General features: G+C 41.0%; 17 protein-coding genes. 16 read left to right on the top strand and 1 reads right to left on the bottom strand.

Translation table 11 applies throughout. The features are described 5' to 3' along the window. Positions 1-141: 141 nt before the first annotated feature. The 8 genes from P0N36_RS05890 (at position 142) to P0N36_RS05855 (ending at position 7,087) form a co-directional block, all read left to right on the top strand. Positions 142-339, top strand: a complete 198-nt coding sequence (locus P0N36_RS05890) for a hypothetical protein (RefSeq protein ID WP_275841915.1) — start codon at positions 142-144, stop codon at positions 337-339. A gap of 98 nt (positions 340-437) precedes the next feature. Continuing rightward, positions 438-950, top strand: coding sequence for a CPBP family intramembrane glutamic endopeptidase (locus P0N36_RS05885; RefSeq protein WP_275841914.1), 513 nt, complete (start codon positions 438-440; stop codon positions 948-950). A 211-nt stretch (positions 951-1,161) separates the two neighbouring features. Next, positions 1,162-1,401 carry a hypothetical protein gene (locus P0N36_RS05880; protein ID WP_275841913.1) on the top strand — a complete coding sequence of 80 codons (240 nt, stop codon included), beginning with the start codon at positions 1,162-1,164 and terminating at the stop codon, positions 1,399-1,401. A gap of 91 nt (positions 1,402-1,492) precedes the next feature. Then, positions 1,493-3,700: a peptidase domain-containing ABC transporter gene (locus P0N36_RS05875; protein ID WP_275841912.1), complete on the top strand. Its 2,208-nt coding sequence runs from the start codon at positions 1,493-1,495 to the stop codon at positions 3,698-3,700. A gap of 9 nt (positions 3,701-3,709) precedes the next feature. Beyond that, on the top strand, positions 3,710-5,221 hold the full coding sequence (locus P0N36_RS05870; RefSeq protein ID WP_275841911.1) for an HlyD family secretion protein: 1,512 nt from the start codon (positions 3,710-3,712) through the stop codon (positions 5,219-5,221). 203 nt (positions 5,222-5,424) lie between these two features. Continuing rightward, positions 5,425-5,583, top strand: coding sequence for a rubredoxin (gene rd, locus P0N36_RS05865; protein ID WP_275841910.1), 159 nt, complete (start codon positions 5,425-5,427; stop codon positions 5,581-5,583). A 159-nt stretch (positions 5,584-5,742) separates the two neighbouring features. Continuing rightward, on the top strand, positions 5,743-6,660 hold the full coding sequence (gene cysK, locus P0N36_RS05860) for a cysteine synthase A (protein ID WP_275841909.1): 918 nt from the start codon (positions 5,743-5,745) through the stop codon (positions 6,658-6,660). Position 6,661: 1 nt separating this feature from the next. Beyond that, complete coding sequence (locus tag P0N36_RS05855) at positions 6,662-7,087, top strand: RrF2 family transcriptional regulator (protein ID WP_275841908.1); 426 nt, start codon at positions 6,662-6,664, stop codon at positions 7,085-7,087. A 306-nt stretch (positions 7,088-7,393) separates the two neighbouring features. Here P0N36_RS05855 and P0N36_RS05850 read toward each other — a convergent pair whose 3' ends face one another. Next, entirely contained in the window at positions 7,394-9,142 is a 1,749-nt protein-coding gene (locus P0N36_RS05850; protein ID WP_275841907.1) for an Rqc2 family fibronectin-binding protein, read from the bottom strand. Positions 9,143-9,343: 201 nt separating this feature from the next. Between P0N36_RS05850 and dapG the strand changes: the two genes are divergently transcribed. Genes dapG through P0N36_RS05810 form a run of 8 tightly spaced genes read left to right on the top strand, consistent with a single transcriptional unit; the run spans position 9,344 to position 19,773 of the window. Continuing rightward, positions 9,344-10,546 (top strand): aspartate kinase, encoded by a 1,203-nt coding sequence (dapG, locus tag P0N36_RS05845; RefSeq protein WP_275841906.1) that lies wholly within the window; start codon positions 9,344-9,346, stop codon positions 10,544-10,546. A gap of 49 nt (positions 10,547-10,595) precedes the next feature. Beyond that, positions 10,596-11,477, top strand: a complete 882-nt coding sequence (locus tag P0N36_RS05840; RefSeq protein ID WP_275841905.1) for an undecaprenyl-diphosphate phosphatase — start codon at positions 10,596-10,598, stop codon at positions 11,475-11,477. Then, on the top strand, positions 11,470-14,022 hold the full coding sequence (locus P0N36_RS05835) for an FtsK/SpoIIIE family DNA translocase (RefSeq protein WP_275841904.1): 2,553 nt from the start codon (positions 11,470-11,472) through the stop codon (positions 14,020-14,022). The genes P0N36_RS05840 and P0N36_RS05835 overlap by 8 nt, the downstream gene beginning before the upstream one ends. A gap of 49 nt (positions 14,023-14,071) precedes the next feature. Continuing rightward, positions 14,072-15,742 (top strand): formate--tetrahydrofolate ligase, encoded by a 1,671-nt coding sequence (locus P0N36_RS05830; protein ID WP_275841903.1) that lies wholly within the window; start codon positions 14,072-14,074, stop codon positions 15,740-15,742. 8 nt (positions 15,743-15,750) lie between these two features. After that, positions 15,751-16,596: a bifunctional methylenetetrahydrofolate dehydrogenase/methenyltetrahydrofolate cyclohydrolase FolD gene (gene folD, locus P0N36_RS05825; RefSeq protein ID WP_275841902.1), complete on the top strand. Its 846-nt coding sequence runs from the start codon at positions 15,751-15,753 to the stop codon at positions 16,594-16,596. Positions 16,597-16,604: 8 nt separating this feature from the next. Further along, entirely contained in the window at positions 16,605-17,954 is a 1,350-nt protein-coding gene (rimO, locus tag P0N36_RS05820; RefSeq protein ID WP_275841901.1) for a 30S ribosomal protein S12 methylthiotransferase RimO, read from the top strand. After that, complete coding sequence (pgsA, locus tag P0N36_RS05815; protein ID WP_275841900.1) at positions 17,938-18,477, top strand: CDP-diacylglycerol--glycerol-3-phosphate 3-phosphatidyltransferase; 540 nt, start codon at positions 17,938-17,940, stop codon at positions 18,475-18,477. The genes rimO and pgsA overlap by 17 nt, the downstream gene beginning before the upstream one ends. A 33-nt stretch (positions 18,478-18,510) precedes the next feature. Beyond that, positions 18,511-19,773, top strand: coding sequence for a competence/damage-inducible protein A (locus P0N36_RS05810; RefSeq protein WP_275841899.1), 1,263 nt, complete (start codon positions 18,511-18,513; stop codon positions 19,771-19,773). Positions 19,774-19,858 lie beyond the last annotated feature (85 nt).

Genomic DNA, 19,858 nt, shown 5'->3' with positions numbered 1-19,858 from the left:
CCATTGAAATCAATGGCTTCAGGCACTTTTAAGACAGAATTTCCACGGAAGTTTTAGTCCTTTTCAAACGTAAAAAAATATTCGCAAAATTGGGTGCCTAATGTACTTTTGACACCCTAATCAATAATAGAAATAGGTACATTGAAATGGAATAAAAAAGCAATTAAAGTTGATGAGAACCACATTCAATTGATTGGTATTAGTAACTATGCTCAATGGCTTACCAATCCTATAAATATTGAGATTTTTAATTCTAATGTTTCTATTGGTGCACCTGTTGGTTATCGTAATACAATCAAGAAAGTTAGCGATAAGTATAGGAACCAAGAAGGTTTCTGATATTACAGGGAATAATTCGATAAAATAATATAAAGGTACTTATGATTGGTGCCTGACCTACAAGGTTGTAAGAAGTCAATAAAAAGGAGATCAAACAAATGAAATATATCAATAAATTGGACATGTATCTAAGAAGCCTTCCAACCGCTAAGTTTATACTTGTAATGACATTGATTTCTTATATAGTGAGTTATATTTTGTATATTTTATTAGTATTATTGATGAAGGTAGACATGGGTAGGCCTGAGTTCGAAGAAATCCCTATAGTTTTATTATTTCTATTTGTCGCTATAATAGCACCGATTGTTGAAACGTTTATATTTCAATACTTAATAATTAGAATACTAAAAAAAATTAATTTCTTTAAGAATCGAATGGTTTTAGTGATGTTTATTTCAGCAGTAGTTTTTGGTGCATCCCATACATATAGTATCTTTTATATGTTTATGACTTTTATTTCTGGCTTATTACTAGCGTATGCTTTTATAGTATATGAAGATAAGAAGGCATCTGCATTTTGGGTAACAATGGCTATTCATAGTTTTAAAAATAGCATAACTTGGACTATAATAACTATAGAATTATTGTATCAACAATTATTTTTGGGTTAAAAGGATGCTTGATTATATGCTTATTACTTATATGTATGCTAAAAACTAAGGAGTGTAACAAGAAAACAATAGTGGTTATAAATCCTAATTTTATAATAATATTTGTGGCTATTCCCAAAGCAAAACAAGTGTTAATCTTTTTATGGGAGAGAAGATTTGTAAGTTAGGATTATAATAAATAAATCAAATGATAATATAGGAGGAAAGTAGAATGGAATTATGTATTACTAAGAGAGGATTTAATGAGTTAACGAATGAAGAATTGGGTAATCTCAATGGTGGTGGTGTTGCTAGGATGATATATGAATTAGCGGGTGCAGAATTGATAAAAAGCGCAGCAGATGGTGTTGGTTATATTCTTAAGAATTCAAAACCTTTAGCACCTAATCAAAACCCTTATTTTGTTAAAAATTATTCAAGAAGCTCTAATAAGTACCCAAGACTCAATTAATTAGAGAGTCATAGGTTATGTATCTAGATACATAACCTATGACTCTAATATTCAATAACAAGTTACTCTAGAAAATTAGAACGGTGAGCTGATGAAAAAATACAATGTAATCAAACAACATGACATAACAGATTGCGGTGCTGCCTGCATTGCAACCATATCAAAACAACATGGCCTAAAAATACCCATAACTAAAATACGTGAAGTAGCAGGTACAGACAAACAAGGGACCAACGCACTGGGCTTGATAAAAGCAGCGGAACAGTTGGGATTCTCTGCAAAAGGTGTCAAAGGCAATGAAGAAGCCTTTTTCTCTGACTTTCTATTGCCGGCCATAGCTCATGTGGTTGTTGATGGTACGTTGCTTCATTATGTTGTTATTCATAAAATAACCAAGAAGCAAGTGATAATCGCAGATCCGGCAAAAGGCCTTATAAAAATGTCGCCGGAAGAATTCTTCAAGATGTGGACAGGCGTCCTTATACTAATTACACCAACCAATGCCTTTAAAAAAGGGAATGAAACAAAAGGTTTATTTGAACGTTTCTTTCATTTGCTTATTCCACAGAAGAAGCTACTGGTAAATATCTTCTTTGCCTCTATACTATATACAATCATTGGTATCATTGGTGCCTTTTATTTTAAGTTCTTGATTGATGATGTACTACCCTATGGTCTAGAAAAGACGCTACATGTCTTATCTATTGGGGCCATAGTACTGATTGTATTTAAGATTATTCTGAGTGTGTTTAGAAGTTACTTACTTATATACCTTGGCCAGAAGTTAGACATTGATTTACTGCTAGGCTATTACAATCACGTCATAAAACTTCCAATGAACTTCTTTGGAACCCGTAAAACCGGTGAGATTGTATCTAGATTCCAGGATGCTTCAAAGGTGCGAGATGCCATATCAGGCACCACATTAACATTAATGGTCGACACTTTGATGGTACTGGTTGGCGGTGTGATACTCTATGCTCAAAACAGTTTCATGTTTGGAATAACCGCTTTCATTGCAGTGTTATATTTTTTTGTCGTATTCGCGTTTAATAAGATCTATAGGAAACAGAACCGTGAGCAGATGGAAGATAGTGCCCAGTTGACTTCTTATCTTGTAGAATCACTTAATGGTATTCAGACGGTGAAGTCTTTTAATGCTGAGAGAAAAGTGAATCAGGAAACAGAAAGCAAATTCATCAAACTGCTTGGGAGTATTTTCAAGCTTGGGCTGACAGGGAATACACAGGGGGCCTTGCAAGGCTTCTTAGACGGTGCAGGTGGCATAGCCATCCTATGGATTGGTGCATGGCAAGTCATTAATGGGAATCTATCCATGGGACAACTTGTGGCATTTAATGCGCTCCTTGCCTACTTTTTAGGGCCAATCAAGAATCTAATCAACCTTCAGCCTATGCTACAAACAGCCATCGTCGCCTCTGAGCGACTTGGAGAAATATTAGACCTTGAAGTGGAAAAAACAGAAGATGAAGCAAAGAAAATGAACTTAGAAAATCTACGAGGTAACATAGAATTCAAGGATCTGAGCTTTAGATACGGAACAAGAAAATTAGTCCTTGAAGATATTAATATCACCATCAAACCAGGGGAGAAGATAGCCCTCGTAGGAGAAAGTGGTTCCGGCAAAACAACATTGGTAAAACTATTGTTGAACCTATATACATGGGAAAAAGGGGAAATACTGATCAATGATAATAATATCAAAGATATTCAGATAGATGTCGTAAGGGATAAGATTGCCTATGTGCCACAAGAGACCTTTTTGTTCAGTGGTTCTATATACGACAACCTACTACTGGGCCTTGAACATGGGGATATGGAACAAGTGGTTGCAGCGGCTAAGATGGCAAAAGCTCACGACTTTATTAACAACCTCCCTCTAAGATATAACACGAGGCTTGAAGAAAACGGTGCGAATCTATCTGGTGGACAGAGGCAACGCCTTTCCATAACCCGCGCAATTCTAAAGAAGCCGGATATATTAATACTGGATGAAGCAACCAGCAATCTAGATTCCATTACTGAGAAAGCCATAGAAAGAACAATAGAGGCGTACACCAAGGATATTTCCACCATCATTATTGCCCATCGCTTAAGTACCATCAAACGCTGTGATCGTATATATGTCATGGAAGAAGGAAAAGTTATTGAAGCAGGTACACACAAAGAGCTGATTCTAACAGAAGGCAGATATAGTGAAATGTGGAAAGAACAAGGCGTGGATAACATCTATCGAGGGGATAGTACAGCAACTAAAATAGAAGAATATGTATCATAGGAGTGGGCAATGAAAGAGCAATTATTGGATATCCAAGAAATCACCTATAGTAGAGAAATGTATGAGGCAAAACCAAGACCTTTTGTATCCATTTTTATATATCTATTCCTTCTTATAATACTAGGTGCCCTCATCTGGACCTATATGAGTGAAATAGATATCGTAGCAAGAGGCAATGGTATCGTTAGGCCAAGTGAAAATGTTAATACAGTAAGAGTCGAATATACGGGGAAACTAGAAGAAGTCAATGTAACAGAAGGCAAGCAGGTGGAAAAAGGCGACATTCTCTACGTCGTTGAGCATAAGGCCCTACTCTTGCAAGAAGAAGAACTGCAGGAAAAGATAGATGATATTAAGCAGAAAAGAATCAGTTTAAAGGCTTATGAAAAAAGAATAATTGATAAAAAAGCATCTTTTAATGAAGCAAGTCGCTACAATGATTATTATCAAATCAAATATGAGAACTATCAGAAAAATCTAGAATATATCAACTATCAGAAGGCATCAACAAAACTACAGTTAAAACAAAGCAATCAGACAGATCTCATCTCAAATCAGTTAGATACCTTAAAAGAAAAATACAATAGGATGCTAACCTTAAAGCAATCCATAAAACAAGGTAGGAATCTAATCGTAGATGCCAGTTATCAAGGGCAATATGAAGATTATGCCAATACAGTTAAGCAATATGAATCAGAACTAAATCACTTAGAAACGTCTCTTGAGAAGTCAAAAGCACTGTATGAAGCCGGATATATATCACAAAGCGAACATGAAACAACAGCACATAGTCTAAGAACTAAGCAGCTGACTTATGATCAGTTCAAGATAAACCATATGACAAGCCTTGAAGAAAGTATTAAGCAGACAAAAGACTCGATCACCCAATATGAAGAACAATTAAGTATTGCAAGGGTAACTGGAGAATTATTATATAATGAAGAAACAAGTGGTGAGTCAGTAGTTGAAAAATACCGTCTTGACAATTTGGTCATGGTTCAAGATGAAATCAAAACCTATGAAGATGAGCTCGATAGCCTTGAAGCTAATCTTAAAAACACTAGAATACAGATTCAAGGAGCGATCATTACAGCACCCATATCCGGCAAGGTAAATCTATTGGCGGTACCCTCCAAGGGCGACTATGTATCTGTTGGAACAGAACTGCTTACGATTATACAGGATGATCAAGCAGGCTATTGTGTTGAAATCGCTTTACCAAATAGTGAAGTAGCAGGTATAGAAGTGGGTGATGTCGTGAAATTTAAATTCAGCGCCTTGCCATTTAAGGAGTATGGTGAATTCACCGGAACCATTCAACAAATCAGTACAGATATCAAATCCGACAATAATGGCAACAGCTATTATCTGGTGGAAGCAAAGCTAAGTGAGGTGGTAGGTGTCAGCTATAAAGGTGAAAAGAGAAATATCAAAGTAGGTATGGCTTGTGAAGCTCATGTCATAAAGGAACAGAAGAAGATGTTGCATTGGTTATTAGAGAAAATTAATTTAAAAGATTAGCATTTATGGTTAAAGCATCAAAACTAAGATTCACTAAATTCACATACAATATATAGATTACCTTGATACATTCGTAACTATATATTGTATGCGAAAGTCCAACAATATAGTTTTGACGCCTTAACAATTAGTTAGACTGGAAATATATTTTATCAAGTGTTATAATAAAGAGGTAAAAAATATAGACAAATGGAGGTAATTAGATGTCAAATTATGTATGTTTAGTATGTGGTTATGTTTACGATCCAACTGAAGGAGATCCAGACAACGGTGTAAAACCAGGAACAGCTTTTGCAGATGTACCTGAGGATTGGGTTTGCCCACTTTGTGGCGTTGGCAAAGATCAATTCGAAGAAGAATAAATAATTGAATCATAAATAATCTTAAAAGCGTAAAGCCGAAATGGTTTTGCGCTTTTTCTTTTTGCTTTTATCCTTGTAATAGACAAGAGGTGGTGTTATAATAAAACAAATAAACGAATTAACCGAAGTAATAATACGCTTAAAAAAGGAGAAGATAAAATGAGTAAAATCTATAATAACCTAATAGAACTGGTAGGCAACACTCCAGTTGTAAGATTGAACAAACTAGGACCAGCAGGCAGAAACATCTTATTAAAGTTAGAATCATTCAACCCAGGCGGTAGTGTCAAAGACAGAATCGCCAAAAACATGATAGAAGAAGCAGAAGCAAGTGGTGCCCTTAAGCCTGGTGATGTGATTATAGAACCGACCAGTGGTAATACAGGGGTAGGACTTGCCTTCATCTCAGCGGTCAAAGGCTACAAATTAATTCTCACCATGCCAGACACCATGAGCATGGAACGTAGGAAACTACTGATTGCTTATGGGGCTGAGTTGGTGCTGACCCCAGGTGCTCAAGGAATGAAAGGTGCCATAGGCAAAGTAGATGAGCTTAAAGCAACATACCCGAATCATTTCATCCCTCAGCAATTCACCAACCCAGACAATCCGGATGCCCATAGAAAAACAACAGCCCTTGAGATTCTAGAACAAACAGATGGGGACATTGATATATTTGTTTCAGGCGTAGGAACCGGTGGCACCATAACAGGTGTTGGGGAAGTCCTAAAAGAAAAATTAAAAGACATAAAAATCATTGCAGTAGAACCATCCGCATCACCGGTATTATCCGGCGGACAACCCGGACCTCATAAGCTACAAGGAATTGGAGCGGGGTTCGTACCTGATGTACTCAACAAAGGCGTCATTGATGAAGTATATCAAGTAGACAATGAAGATGCTTTTTCATTTATGAGAGCATTGGCAAAAGAGGAAGGTATCCTAGTGGGCATATCCTCAGCAGCGGTGGTCAAGGCCACCATTGAGATTGCAAAACGTCCTGAAAATGAAGGCAAGACCATATTAACCTTGCTACCGGATACAGGCGAACGATACCTATCCATGGACATATACTAAGATGATTCATATATCCAATAAAGCCAGATGCGGCATACGCATCATGATCTACATCGCCCTTGACGCAGGCACCAAGACCACCGTACAAGACATCTACACCAAAGAAGACATGTCAAAAAGATATCTGGAACAGATTTTTGCAGATCTAAAAAAGAGCAACCTGGTAACCAGCATAAAAGGCAAACACGGCGGTTACAACATATCAAGACCCTATAAGGAAATAACCGCCTACGACATCATCTTAGCCCTAGAAGGTGAAGAAAACACTGGCGACCCAGACTCAAAAAACAAAGACTTGAATCAATTACTAGACAACAAACTATGGCAACCCCTACAATCACAGATTCAAGACCTCCTATCCGCCATAACCCTAGAAGCACTCGTAAGCGACTACCTAGAATCCCAATCCAATATGTTTTATATATAGAAATAGTCAGCACATTAAACAACCATTAATTTTAAATAGAAACGAATCCGAATGAGGAAAGAAAAGGTAGGGATCAATCACAGTTCTACATGGAAGTAGAACGTCCTTCATTTTTGCATGGATGCAAAAAAGGAAGGATGATTGAGTCCTGTCTTTTCTAGACGAAATGACGATGTATTACCGAGAAGAAGTCATATAAAGCTTTCCCGCTGACCGTACGAAGTGTAAGGCAAGGAAAAGGTTTATATGACTTCTTCGATTACTACCACTACCAAAAAATTACTACCACTACCTATAATATTACTATTAATCCTTTACCAAAGTCACACCCTTAAGACTCGGCGCCACCATAAGAGAAAAATTCGTATGATAAATCACATAACCTGGTGCAGACCCATTTGGCTTCTTCAGATTCTTCTTCAGAGTATAATCCACCGACACCTTGGGAGACTCACGGTCCTTAGAAAAATAAGCAGCCAGACCGGCGGCCTCTTCATAGACCACATCCGGTAACTCCTGACCATCCGCCTTCACAATCACATGAGAACCGGGAATATCCTTAGCATGAAACCACCAGTCGCCGCCATTGGACAACTTAGTAGCCAAAAGGTCGTTCTGGTAATTGTTCTTACCCACATAAATATCGTGACCAAGAGAAGAACGAAAATGCATAGGCTCTGCTTTCTGTAGAGCCTTTTTTGATTTGGAACGACGGAATTTCAAATAGCCGGTTTCCATAAGTTCTTGCCGAACCTCTAATAGATCTTCTTCCCTAAGTGCATTGGCGAGGGCGTATTTTACACTCTCTAGATGTTCGATTTCCCCTTTGGTAGCTTTAATATGCTCGCTAAGGGCCGCCAGGGTCCTCTTCTTCTTATTGTACTTCTCGTACTGCTTGTTAGCATTTTGACTGGGTGTCAAACGCGGGTCCAGCGTAATGGTTCTTGGTTGATTCTCATGATAATAATCAAGGACAGTAACCTCAGTATCACCTTCCTTGATTTGATAGAGGTTGGCATGAATCAGCTCTCCGACAATCTTGTATTTATCTCGGTCTTCTGTGTCCTTAAGCTGTTGAAGCTGTAGATTAAGCTTCTTATAACAACGTTCCAGATTGGTTTGAACCAATTTCCTAAGATCAACAGATTTCTGAGAGATTCTGGATTGTATAGCATTATTAAGGTAGAAATGCTCCACCATTGCCGAAACACTATCGTAAGGCACCAAAGACTCATTTTGATAAAAGCGAATCGGAAAAGCGCTAAAAGCAATCTGCTTGCCCGATGCATCTAAGACCATAGTCGGAGCATAATCACCTTTTTCAATAGCCTGAATCAACAAGGTATAAACATCATAAACAGATTGAATCTGTTCAAGATTCAAATCATCCACAACCGTTGAACCGTTTAAGCCTGCCCTGAAACAGATTTCTTCTGCCATCTGGGGGCTAAAACCGGTGATGTTTTTGTATAGCGCCTGTTGTAGCGCCTCTTGTCCTCGAATAATCTGTAAAAAAGCATCAAAATCCCGAATACTCAAAGGATTGGCTTTGCCCTGGTTCGGCGGGAAAACATAAGGTCTATTGGGGAAGACCTCACGAACGGAACTCACCTGAGCCCCAATCCTCTTAATACTATCTAGAATCATATCTTGCTCATCGGTTAGGATAATGTTGCTGTGCCGTCCCATGACCTCAATAATCAACTTTCTATAACAGGTTTCACCCATTTCATCTAGATTCTGAATCTCAATAACCACAATTCTCTCAAAGTTGGGCTGTGTAATCGAGAGAATAAGACCGCCAATAAGATGCTTTCTAAGAAGCATACAATAATTAAGTGCAGTAATGGGGTTGGTCTTGTTGGTATCCGTCAGATGTAGACGGGGCATGCTGGCCATAGAAGAAAGCAAGAGTTTGTAATTGGTTCTATGATTTCTCACAGTGAGAATAATCTCATCCTTCTCAGGTTGGGTCACCTTGCCAATGCGCCCCCCTACGATTGTATCATTTAGTTCTTTTACTATATTGGAAATGACAATGCCATCAAAAGCCATATAATCAACCTACCTTTCTTAAACAGTATACATAAACCCACTTAAATGTGCAATAGATTGCATTATGTAAGACAAGCGTCACACGTGGATTTCAATGAGAAATTAATGGCCCTTTCATTGTTATTTATAGCTCAATATGATATATTAATGAGGGTCATGAAAGATGGCCAAATGAACCCTATTGGTCTAGGAGGAAATGGAATGAGTCTGGTTATACAAAAGTTTGGAGGCACATCCTTAGCAACCCATGAGAGTCGTGAAAGAGTGGTCCTTAGAATAGAAGAAGCAAGGAAGAAATATGACCAAGTTGTGGTCGTGGTATCGGCTATGGGAAGGCTCGGTGCACCTTACGCCACCGACACCTTGCTCAGCCTCTTAGAAACCGACGGTCGCCATGTGGATGATCGGGAAATGGATATGTTAATAGCTTGTGGAGAGATTATAACCACCGTCGTACTATCCAACGCTCTAGGCAGCAAAGGCATGAAGGCCCAAGCCTTAACAGGGGGACAATCCGGAATAAGAACCTCCAGCCATTTTCTAGAGGCTCACGTGGATTATGTAGATACAACAAGAATTAGTAATATTTTGGCACAGGGGCATATTCCCGTTGTGGCAGGCTTTCAAGGTATGGATACACAAGGAGACACAACGACCTTAGGCAGAGGTGGTTCTGATACATCAGCAGCCCTAATGGGGGAAGCCTTAAAAGCCGATGTCATAGAGATCTTCACCGACGTAGACGGTATTATGACCGCGGACCCTATAGTATGTAAGACCGCTAAGTTAATCAATCATATCAGTTATAATGAATTGTTTCAGATGGCAGACGGTGGTGCAAAAGTCATTCATCCAAGGGCCGTAGAAGTGGCCAGACGCTCAGGGATACCCGTGATGATCAAAAACACCTTCAGCGATGCAGTTGGTACAACCATCACCCATTTCAATTACATAGAAAAACCAATCACCGTCAACGAGAGAATCATCACCTCCATAGCCCATAGAACCGGAAGAATACAATTCCTGGTAGAAGGTGCAATTGATGATGAAGTATTCTTTAATGATCTTGCAGCCCAAAATGTATCCATTGACATCATCAACATATTCCCTGAACGCAGGGTATTTACAACAGAAAGCATCAATAAAAACAAAACCATAAAGTTAATAGAAGCTTACGATGTAAGCTTTTCATATATCGACAATTGCTGTAAAATAACAGTAGTGGGGGAGAAGATGACAGGCGTACCTGGCGTTATGGCCAAGATCATCAGCAGTCTATCCAAAGTTAAGGTACAGATTCTTCAGACAGCGGACTCACTATCCACCATTGCGTGCTTGATTCATGCCAAAGACCTTGAAGTGGCAGTATTTGCCCTACATGAGACATTCGGCTTACACGATTAACGAATAAAAGAACAAAGAAGTTAGACTTGAAGGTATTAAGGAGAGAGACATGACATTATTTGAAGCGATACTCATGGGTATCATACAAGGCTTGACAGAGTTTTTGCCTGTCAGCAGTTCGGGCCATTTGGCTATTGGAAGTGCATTATTTAACTTAAAGACAGAAAGCGGCGTCTTATTTGAAGTGGTCTTGCATCTTGGGACCCTAGTGGCCATATTTGTAGCATTTTGGTCGGAGATATGGATTTTGATAAAAAGTGGTTTACGCATTTTGAAGAACACATGGGATTATACAAGTTACCATATGATTAAAAGAGGCAATAAGGACAAAACGGCCCCTATAATCATAGAAGATGAGCACCAAAGGTTTGTCATGCTTATTATAGTAGCAACCATCCCTACGGTCATTGTAGCCTTGGTCCTTGAGAAGCTCATACTTCACGCCTTTACATCTTTAATATTTCCGGCGGTAGGCCTATTGATAACAGCCACCTTATTGCTCTTAACAACAAAAATGCGCTCAGGTGCATTAACCGAGGAAAATGTAAGCTTCAAAAAAGCCATGTTCGTCGGACTAATCCAAGGGTTTGCCACGTTTCCGGGTATATCTAGAGCAGGTTCTACCATAGTAGCAGGACTCTTTACCGGTATGAGCAAAGACTTTATTGTCAAATTCAGCTTCATCATGTCCATACCAGCCATCCTTGGAGCAACCATATTACAAGTATTAAGATTCGAAAGTACGGAACCTATTAATGAGATGATCATCAGCTATAGTGCCGGTATGATTGCTTCAGCACTAGTAGGCTATATATGTATCAAAGTATTACTTGAAATAGTAAGAAAAGGTAAGATTCATTATTTCGCCTATTACTGTTATACTGTAGGTATACTGTTGTTGTTTGTCACCTTAGGGGGATACCATGGATAACACAAAGACGACAAGAAGAAAAACGAAGCCAAGAACCACGTCAAAACGTGGAACACAAGACAAAGGTCTAAGTGCAAATCTCAAATACGAGATAGTTGTGCTTTCTTTTGTTGCCCTTGCATTTATGTTAATCATCAGTATTTACTTTAATCTAGGTGGTAGCATAGGTAGCGGTCTGCGTTATATTATGTTTGGCTCTTTTGGTATTGGCGCTTATTTGTTGCCTTTATATATTCTTGCAGCTTCCTTCATCAAGATATTCAATAAAGGCAATAGGCGAATCAACAATAAACTGGCTTTGATATTTATAGCCATATTGGTGGTCTCCACCTTGAACCATCTCTATTATATTGAAGATGCACAGATCAACAAATTCACATCAACCGGCAGTTCGTTTTTTGCCGCTACGGCCATGTACTTTAGAACATCCGCCTCCGGACATATAGCAGGTGGTTTGGTCGGCGGTGTACTGGGCGATCTGATGGAGATACTTGTCGGTCGAATCGGCAGTATGATCATCTTAGTCATTGTCAGTTTGGCACTCATCATCATGATCACAGAGCAATCCTTAGCAAAAGTATGGCAATTCATAGCTAAGATGGGCAAAGGATTAGGCATTGGTGTTTTCAAGGTCTCCAAAAAAGGCATTGAAAAAACAGGTCAACAGATTAAGATCTACTCAGAAAACTATCAGAAAGACAGAGAAGAGAAAAAAGAGCAACAAGAGCTTCAGAAAAAAGCCAAGCAAAAAGACATACTGTCCACAGCCACCCTAATAGGTGACGGCAAAGTGGCCCAAGATAGGGATGAGATTCTAATTGGTGAAGACGCCCCTAAGAAAAAAATATACCAAGGGAGCAAAAAAGATCCATTTGAGCAGATCATCCAACAAGAAGAACAGGAATTAGCCAGAGAACGTATGATGGCAGCCAATAATGAAACACAGTTGGAAAAGCAAACACAGCCGGTAAAAGAAAAGCCGGTCCCCATAGAAGCCATCCAAACAGAGATAGAGAATGTTTCGGCACGTCCGATCTACAAGCTACCACCCATTGAATTAATGAAAGCCAATCTAAACCAAGGCAAGCATTATTCAGAAGAAGCCAATAATAAAAAAGCGGAGAAACTCGTCCAGACCTTAGAAAGCTTTGGTGTGGGTACCAAGATCTTAAACGTTACCGTCGGTCCTACAGTAACAAGATATGAACTACAACCAGATCAAGGTGTAAAAGTCAGTAAGATCGTGAATCTACAAGACGACATAGCCTTGAACCTAGCAGCAAGCGGCATTCGAATCGAAGCGCCTATACCCGGCAAATCCGCTGTGGGTATAGAAGTACCCAACGATATTACCCAAGCGGTGACCTTAAGGGAAGTTATTGACACCACTGAGTTTCGCAAGTTCCCCTCCAAGATCTGTTTTGCCTTAGGAAAAGACATCAGTGGACAGGTCATGATAGCAGACATTGCCAGAATGCCCCACTTACTCATAGCCGGTGCAACAGGCTCCGGTAAATCCGTATGTGTCAATACCCTAATAACCAGCATTCTTTATAGAGCCAACCCGGATGAAGTCAAGATGTTAATGATTGACCCCAAGGTGGTGGAACTAAGTGCCTATAACGGCATACCTCATCTCTTGATTCCGGTTGTAACAGATCCCAAAAAAGCAGCAGGTGCCTTGAACTGGGCGGTTCAAGAAATGGCCGATCGCTACAAACTCTTTGCAGCGGCCAATGTAAGAGACCTAGGTGGCTATAACAAAGCCGTCGTAGAGAACAAGGAAGGCAAGAAACTACCTCAGATTGTCATTATTGTAGATGAGCTAGCTGACTTAATGATGGTAGCCCCCAATGACGTGGAAGACGCCATTTGCCGATTGGCACAGATGGCCAGAGCCGCCGGTCTACATCTAATAATAGCTACACAACGACCTTCAGTAGACGTTATAACCGGTCTCATCAAAGCCAACATACCCAGTCGAATCGCCTTTAATGTTTCCTCAGGGATTGACTCCAGAACCATTATAGATAGCAACGGTGCTGAGAAGCTACTTGGAAAAGGGGATATGCTCTATTACCCTGTTGGATTACAAAAGCCTGTACGGGTCCAAGGCGCCTTTATTTCAGAAAAAGAAGTTGAGAACGTTGTAACATTTCTAAAAGACCAAGCCAAAGTCGTCTACAACGAGAAAATTATGCATCAACTGGCAAAAACCGATGAACAGACAAGCACATCAGCAGATGGGGAAGATTATGACGCCTACTTTAACGAAGCACTTGAACTGGTCATCGACAAGCAAAAAGCATCCGCATCTATGATTCAGAGAAGATTCCGAGTCGGCTACAACCGAGCGGCCCGTATTGTGGATCAGCTTCATGAAGCCGGGTTTGTAGGCGATGAAGAAGGCTCCAAACCAAGAACCGTCTTAATGACCAAAGAAGCCTATGTAAGGATGAAAGATGAAAGCGAACAAGGCAGTACCACCCAGCAAGAAGAAGAACCTATAACCGAAGCGCCTCTAAGTACAGAGGAACAAGTATAGGGTCGTCTTGCAAGGCGTGGACATAACATATATCTTATAGGAGGTAACCATGAAGTCAGACATACAAATAGCAAACGAGGCAAAAATCATACCCATCAAAAACGTAGCAGAAGCCATCGGCATTCATGAAGACCATTTGGATTATTACGGCAAACACAAAGCCAAGCTATCAGCAAGCTTATGGCAAGAGATTAAGGACAAGGAAGACGGTAAATTGGTTCTGGTAACCGCCATCAACCCCACACCGGCAGGCGAAGGCAAGACCACCACAACCGTCGGCCTAGGACAAGCACTGGGCCGCCTTGGCAAGAAAGCCATCATAGCACTGCGTGAACCTTCCCTTGGTCCCTGTATGGGCATCAAAGGTGGCGCAGCCGGTGGTGGATACGCACAGGTCATTCCAATGGAAGACATCAACCTTCATTTTACAGGGGACATTCATGCCGTCAGCATCGCCCATAACCTATTATCAGCCATGTTAGACAACCATTTACAACAAGGCAATGACCTCAACATCGACACCAGACACATCGTATGGAAGCGCGTCGTGGACATGAACGATCGTGCCCTTAGAAACATCATCGTAGGCCTTGGCGGCAGCATGCAAGGTGTACCAAGAGAAGATGGGTTTATGATCTCAGTGGCATCAGAAGTCATGGCCATATTATGCCTCTCTAACGACTTGAAAGACTTGAAAAAAAGACTGGGACAGATTATCGTCGCCTATACAAGAAAAGGCGATCCGATAACAGCCCATGACTTAAAAGCAGAAGGTGCCATGGCGGCCTTACTAAAAGAAGCCATCAACCCTAATCTGGTTCAGACCCTTGAAAACACACCAGCCATCCTACATGGTGGACCCTTTGCCAACATCGCCCATGGGTGCAACTCAGTCAGAGCCACCAAATACGGCCTAAAACTAGCCGATATTGTAGTAACAGAAGCCGGATTCGGTGCTGACCTTGGGGCTGAGAAGTTCCTAGACATCAAATGTCAAAAAGCAGGCCTAAAACCAAACGCAATTGTATTGGTAGCGACCATAAGAGCCCTTAAATACAATGGTGGCAGAAATGTCAAAGAACTGGCAACAGAAGATCTAGACGCACTCAAAAAAGGCTTTGTCAACCTAGAAAAACACATAGAGAACCTATTCCATTACCAAGTTCCGGTAATCGTGACCCTAAACCATTTTGTAACCGATACAGAAGCAGAAGTGGCCTATGTCAAAGAAACCTGTGAAGCTATGGGTTGTGCTTTTGCCATCTCAAATGTATGGGAAAAAGGCGGAGAAGGTGGCCTAGAACTGGCCAATGTGGTCCTTGATACCCTCAACAACAAGCCATCTGACTTTAGACCGCTCTATGATGTGAACGATACCATCAAAGAAAAAATCAATGCCATTGCAACAAAAATCTACGGCGCAGATGAAGTCAATTATTCTGCCAAAGCCATGAAGATGATGAAGAAAATAGAAGGTCTACAACTGGACAAGTTACCGATATGTATTGCAAAAACCCAGTATTCACTGTCCGATGACCCAAGTAAATTAGGACGTCCAATAGGCTTTAATATCACCGTAAGAGACCTGAATGTATCCGCCGGTGCGGAGTTTATTGTAGCCTTAACCGGTGATGTTATGACCATGCCCGGACTACCTAAGCTACCATCAGCTCAGAGCATCGATATTGATGATGACGGCAACATTTCCGGATTGTTTTAGGAGGGACTATGTCAGCAGAGATTATTAATGGAAAACAGATTGCAGAAGATATCAAAAACGAGTTAAAAGACAAAGTGGAAAACATGGTATCCACCAAAGGACAGCCAACCTTAGCCGTTGTCTTAGTCGGTGAAGACCAAGCATCTCAGGTATATGTCAGGAACAAGAAGCGGGCCTGTGAATATGTTGGGATTCGTTCCTTATCCTATGAACTCCCTGAAGCCACGACCCAAGAAGAAATCTTGGCACTCGTTCAAGAACTGAACGAAAGAGAAGATGTCCATGGCATCCTGGTACAATTGCCATTACCTGCCCATATAGACGATGACTTGGTCATCATGACCATTGACCCCAAAAAAGATGTAGATGGCTTCCATCCCATCAATGTTGGGAATCTAAGCATCGGCCATGACGGGTTCGTATCTTGTACACCGGCCGGCATCATTGAACTCATGAAGCGCAGTCAGATAGAGATGTCTGGGAAAAACTGTGTCATCGTCGGTCGTAGTAACATCGTAGGCAAGCCCATCGCCATGCTTATGATTAGAGAACATGCCACAGTAACCGTAACCCACTCAAGAACCAAGAACCTACCTGAGGTTTGTAAACAAGCAGACATACTCATCGTTGCCATCGGCAGAGCCAAATTTGTAACCAAAGAATTTGTCAAAGAAGGCGCCGTGGTCATTGATGTGGGCATCAATAGAGATGAGAACGGCAAGCTATGTGGCGATGTGGACTTTGATGACTGTGTAGAGGTGGCAGGTGCCATCACCCCGGTCCCCAAAGGCGTCGGTCCCATGACCATAGCCATGCTCATAAGCAATTGTGTAAAAGCATACGAGAAAAATTAGGAGGCACTATGTCAAAAGGAAAAATCTTTTTTGTATCCCTAGGATGCGATAAAAACCTGGTGGATACAGAGGTGATGTTAGGTCACATTGTAGATGCCGGTTATGAACTGATCAACGAAGAAAGTGAAGCGGATGTCATCATCGTTAACACTTGTAGCTTCATTCATGATGCTAAAGAAGAAAGCGTTCGCACCATTTTAGAGATGGCCCAATACAAAACAGAAGGTCATCTCAAAGGCCTAGTCGCCGTTGGTTGTCTGACCCAGCGTTACCGAGAAGAGATTGTACAAGAGATTCCGGAACTAGACGGCGCCCTTGGCACCTCTAACTACGATGAGATCGTAGAAGCCTTAGACCACATCATTTTGAGAGAAGAGCCTTATATCAGTTTCAAAGACATTAATTATGCCTGTGAACCCTATATTAAGCGTATTGGGGATCAAACAGCCCACTATGCCTATTTAAAGATATCAGAAGGCTGTAACAACCACTGTACCTATTGCATCATACCCAGCCTAAGAGGCAAGATTAGAAGCCGAAGTATTGAGAGTCTGGTAGAAGAAGCCCAGTATCTGGTTTCCCAAGGCAAATCAGAGATCATCATCGTCGCTCAAGACGTAACCAAATATGGGGTGGACCTATATCAGGAAAAAGCCCTACCAAGATTACTAAGAGAACTGGTTAAGATTGAAGGTATACAGTGGATTCGATTGCTCTATTGTTATCCGGAAGACATCACCGATGAACTCATTGACCTCATGGCAGCAGAAGAGAAAATATGTAACTATATCGACATACCCATACAGCATGTGAGCGATCCAATATTAAACAGAATGGCCAGACACAGCAATCGGGTTTCTATTATAGAAGTCATCAACAAGTTAAGAAGAGCCATGCCGGACATAACCATACGTTCTACCTTCATAGTAGGTTTCCCAGGTGAAACAGAAGAAGACTATACGATTCTAAAAACCTTCTTAAAAGACCATCGCCTTGAACGGGTTGGGGTATTTACCTATTCCATAGAAGAAGGCACCAAAGCAGCCCAGATGTCGGGGCATGTAGACGCTGAGATTATGGAAGCTAGAAGGGACGGTCTGATGGCACAGCAGCAAGAGATCTCCATGGACAAAAATGAAGCCATGGTAGGCAAAATCATCCCATGTATCATAGAAGGTTATATGCCTGAGGAAGAAGTCTATATGGGAAGAACCTATAAAGATGCACCTGGTGTTGACGGCGCTATATTCATATCATCACCCTTTGAATTACTAGCAGGTGAATTTGTACAGGTTCAGGTAACAGATTATAATGAATACGATTTAATCGGGGAGGTTTACGATGAATTTAGCCAATAGATTAACCATATTAAGGATATTATTGATTCCTGTTTTCTTAGTACTGCTCTATGTATCCGAGGATCCAATCATACGCTACGTAGCGGTATTCGTCTTTATTATTGCATCCTTAACAGACTTACTAGACGGCCATATTGCAAGGTCTAGGAATCTGATAACGGACTTTGGTAAATTTATGGATCCTTTAGCAGACAAATTATTGGTAACAGCTGCCCTCATTTATATGGTGGAAGTGGGCCAAATAGCAGCCTGGATCATCATCATCATCATCAGCCGTGAATTCGTCATCAGTGGTCTTAGACTGGTAGCAGCAGCCAAAGGCATCGTCTTAGCGGCCAGCTGGTGGGGTAAGCTTAAGACGGCGACAACCATGGTTATGATTATTGTGGTACTTCTTGAACTGCCCTTTGCTTTTATGGGTTCAGTAGAGTGGGTACTGATTGCTGCATCCACACTATTTACCGTTATATCAGGAACAGATTATGTGCTCAAGAATCTGGAAGTATTCAAAGGCTCCATGTAAACAGGTCATAGTTTCCATAAGCGAGGTATGTATATGATTGGAGAAATCATCTGTGTCGGCAACGAAATCTTAATTGGGGACACCTTAAACACCAACACCAGATACCTAAGTAAAAGCATGACCGATCTGGGCATAGAAGTGGCCTATCAAGTGGTGGTCGGTGATCATGAAGAAAGATTGCTAGATGCCATCGGAACCGCAAGAAGGCGATCAGATGTGATTGTTTTCACCGGAGGATTGGGTCCGACCTATGATGACATGACAAAAGAAACCGTAGCCAAAGCCTTAGAAAGAACCATGGTTTTAGATGAAACGGCCCTTGAAGACATACGTCTTTTTTTCGAGCAACGGAAAAGAACCATGGCAGAAACCAATAGAAAACAAGCCTACAAGCCCACCGGTGGGTGTATACTTAAGAACGAAAACGGGACCGCACCAGGCATCTATATAAAAGATGAAGAGACCCATTACATCTTATTACCGGGGCCACCAGGAGAGCTCATGCCCATGTTTGAAAAAGAAGTAGCACCTATATTAGAGACCTTAAGCGCTAATGTGATCACGTCTAGAATATTTCAACTATCAGGCATTGGTGAGAGTGACTTGGCAGAGATGATTGGTCACATCATGGATATCTCTGACAATCCCAGAATAGCACCATATGCCAAGCTAGGATCAGTCAACATTCGGGTCACAGCCATCACAGGAACCAAAAAAGAAGGCAAGAAGCTTATAGAAGAGACAACAGCATTACTCATGCCATTTTTAGAGCCCTATTGTTACAGTTATGATGGCAGAAGCCTAGAAGAAGTAGTGGTAGAGATGATCAAGGACCAACACCACACCATAGCCATAGCTGAGTCTTGTACCGGCGGCTTGCTAAGCAGCCGAATCATTAATGTGCCGGGGGTATCACAGGTGTATAGAAATGGATTTGTCACCTACTCCAATGGCTCCAAAGAAACATGGTTAAAAGTGCCCCATGCTCTTATGTTAAAAGAAGGCGCCGTAAGTGAAGCCGTCGCCATTGCTATGGCAGAAGGGGTAGCAAAAGTATCGGATGCCTCTATTGGTGTAGGCATCAGCGGCATCGCCGGTCCGGATGGTGGCACACCAGAGAAACCTGTAGGCATGGTATGTATGGGTTTTACCATCAATGGCAAAAGCCATGGAACCACCTTCCACTTTAACGGCAACCGCAAGAAGATTCGAGATTACAGTGTTCAGTATGCCCTAACAACCTTATACAGTCTTTTAAAAGAAGAACTGAAAATAAGTAACAATAAAAAAGGTTGACGCATGGGAACATATGTACTATAATGAATAAAAGAACACACGTTCGATATAATATGGAAGGGGGAACCTAGTGGGTTGACCTAGG

It is taken from the genome of Petrocella sp. FN5, from assembly GCF_029210395.1.
GTDB lineage: Bacteria > Bacillota > Clostridia > Lachnospirales > Vallitaleaceae > Petrocella.
The sequence above is the reverse complement of the archived record's forward strand: the minus strand, read 5'-3'. Positions and strand labels throughout refer to the sequence as shown.